The organism is Streptomyces sp. FH025, from assembly GCF_017427025.1.
Classification (GTDB): Bacteria; Actinomycetota; Actinomycetes; order Streptomycetales; family Streptomycetaceae; genus Kitasatospora.
Window position 1 is genome coordinate 1 of record NZ_JAFLNG010000830.1, and the last position, 2,966, is coordinate 2,966.

The 2,966-nt window shown below is 75.9% G+C and carries 1 protein-coding gene and 1 pseudogene; both read left to right on the plus strand.

What is annotated here, in order from left to right:
* A pseudogene (locus J0670_RS34475) lies at nucleotides 1-2,073 on the plus strand (hypothetical protein); the annotation flags it as partial.
* A gap of 19 nt (nucleotides 2,074-2,092) precedes the next feature.
* Nucleotides 2,093-2,851: a metallophosphoesterase gene (locus tag J0670_RS34480; RefSeq protein ID WP_207816346.1), complete on the plus strand. Its 759-nt coding sequence runs from the start codon at nucleotides 2,093-2,095 to the stop codon at nucleotides 2,849-2,851.
* The last annotated feature ends 115 nt before the right edge of the window (nucleotides 2,852-2,966 follow it).

Here is a 2,966-nt window from a genome sequence, read left to right on the forward strand (position 1 = left end):
GCCGCCGCCGCCGAGGCCGCCCGCGAGCACGCCGAGCAGGCCGCCGCCGCCCTGGCCACCCTGCGCGCCGATCACGACGAGGCCGAGACCGACCACGCGGCCGCCGCCTCCGCCCACGAGGAGCACCGCGAGGCCGCCCAGCGCGCCCGCCGCCGCGCCGACGCCCTCTCCGGCCTCGCCTTCCGGCTGCGCGAGCGCGCCAACTGGGCCCGCCGCCAGCGCGAACTCGCCGAGGACGCCGCCGAGTGCGACCGCCGCCAGGCCGTCTGCGCCGAACGCGCCCGCACCTGCGACGAGGACCGCCGCGCCGCCCAGCGCGCCGCCGACGACGCCCGCCGCACCGGTCGCGCCCTGCGCGCCGAGCGGGCCGAGATCCCCGCCGCCGAACAGGCCGACGAGCCCGCCGAGCAGACCGCGCCCGCCGCGCTGCCCGCCCTGCGCGAGGCCTACCGCGCCGCCTCCCAGCTGTACGAGAAGGTCGGTGTCGGCGCCGACCTGCGCGCCGAGCAGGCCCGCGCCGAGGGCGACGAGGCCGCCGCCGCGGCCGAACTCGACCGCCTCACCAACAAGGTCCGCACCCGCGCCGAGGAACTGCTCGGCAGCCCGGACGGCGCCGACGGCCCGGCCCGCCAGGCCGCCGCCGCCCGCGCCGAGGAACTCGTCGCCACGATCGAGGCCCGCTCCACCGCCGCCACCGAACAGCTCGGCCGCCTGCGCGGCGAGGCCGAACGCTCAGCCCCCGCCGACGGCGAGGCGCACACCGAACTGCCCGAGGAGCTCGTCCCCACCGACCCCGAGCACGCCCAGACCCTGCTGCGCACCGCCACCAGCCGCCTCGCCGAATGCCGCGAGGCCGTGGACGCGGCCCGCACCGCGCACGCCGACCTCCAGCGCACCTTCGACACCGCGCAGTCCGCCGCCGCCGACTTCGACGAACTGGCCGGCCAGCTGCGCGACGGCCTGCGCGAACAGCAGGAGGACGACGGCCAGCCGGTCGAGCCCTACCTCGGCTCGCTGCCCGAGGCCCGCAACGCCGCCACCGACGCCCGCCGGGGCCTGCGTACGGCTGCCGGAGAGCTGTCCTCCGCCGAACTCGCCGTCCGCGACGCCTCCGACGCACTGGTCCGGCACGCCAACGCGGCCCGCTACGAGGCCGTCCGCACCCCCGCCCGCCAGCAGATCCGCGAACTGCCCGCCTCCGCGCTGCCCGAGCACGCCGCCGCCTGGGCCGCCGCCTTCGCGCCCCGGCTGCGGGTGCTCACCGACGAACTCGCCCAGCTGGAGAGGAACCGCGGCTCGATCGTGGACCGGCTGCGCGGCCTGGTCGAGTCCTCGCTCACCACCCTGCGCGCCGCCCAGCGGCTGTCCCGGCTGCCCGAGGGCCTGGGGGAGTGGTCCGGCCAGGAGTTCCTGCGGATCCGCTTCGAGGACCCGGACCACGCCACCCTGGTCGAGCGCCTCGGCGAGGTCATCGACGAGGCCACCCGCGCCGCCGTCAAGAAGAACAGCGACCTGCGCCGCGACGGCATGTCCCTGCTGCTGCGCGGGGTCGCCGCCGCGATCGGCCCCAAGGGCGTCAGCGTCGAGATCCTCAAGCCCGACGCGGTGCTGCGCGCCGAGCGGGTCAGCGTCGGCCAGATGTCCGACGTCTTCTCCGGCGGCCAGCTGCTCACCGCGGCCATCGCGCTCTACTGCACGATGGCCGCGCTGCGCGCCAACGACCGCGGCCAGTCCCAACTGCGGCACGCCGGCACGCTGTTCCTCGACAACCCGATCGGCCGCGCCAACGCCACCTACCTGCTGGAGCTCCAGCGCGCGGTGGCCGACGCGCTCGGCGTCCAGCTCATCTACACCACCGGCCTGTTCGACACCACCGCGCTCGCCGAGTTCCCGCTGGTGATCCGCCTGCGCAACGACGCCGACCTGCGGGCCGGCCTCAAGTACATCTCGGTGGAGGAGCACCTGCGCCCGGGCCTGCCCGCGCCGCAGGACCCGGACGGCCCGGCCATCCACGGTGAGATCACCGCCACCCGGATGTTCAAGCGGCCTGCGGAGGTTCCCGCGCAGTCCTGAACTGATTAGCGTGATCACCATGCTGACGATCGCGCACCTCAGTGACATACACCTCGGTCAGGACCGCAACCAGGACGGCGGCGAGCGTGCCCGGAAGCGGGCCGAGCAGGTGATGGCGTACCTCGACGCCCTGCTCGGCCCGCTGGACGCCGTGCTGGTCACCGGCGACCTCGCCGACCACGGACTGCCCGAGGAGTACCGGCAGGTCGCCGAGGTGCTGGACTCCCGGCACCCGGTGCTCATCTGCCCCGGCAACCACGACCGCCGGGCGCCGTACTGGGAGGTGCTGCTGGGCGAGGAGCCGGGGGAGGAGCCGGTGAACCGGCTGCACCGGCTGCCCGGCGCCGACGTGCTGATGCTCGACTCGTCCATCCCCGGCCGGCACGACGGCCTGCTGGACGATCGGACCCTGGACTGGCTGGACGCCCAGCTCGCCGACGGCCGCACCGAGTTGCCCGCCCTGGTGGCCTTCCACCACCCGCCGGCCGAGCTGCACATCCCGACCGTCGACGGGATCCGCCAGTTCGGCGAGGCGCGGCTGGCACGGGTGCTGCGCCGCCACCCCCGGGTCGCCGCGCTGCTCTGCGGCCATTCCCACACTCCGGCGGCGACCACCTTCGCCGGCCTGCCGCTGCTGGTCGCGCCCGGCGTGGTCTCCACCATCACCCTGCCCTGCGAGGGCGGGCCCGGCATCTCCTTCGACCACCCGCCGATGCTCGCCTTCCACGTCCTGGACGGCGACGGCCGGCTCACCACCCACTACCGGGTGGTCGGCTGATCCTCAGCCATTCCGTGCTAGGCGGTGGGTAGTTGGGGCTGGTGCGGCGGCTGGGGCCGGTAGGGCAGCTGGCCAGTCGGGCCCGACTGGCCGGCCTGGTACGGCCCTTGGCCCT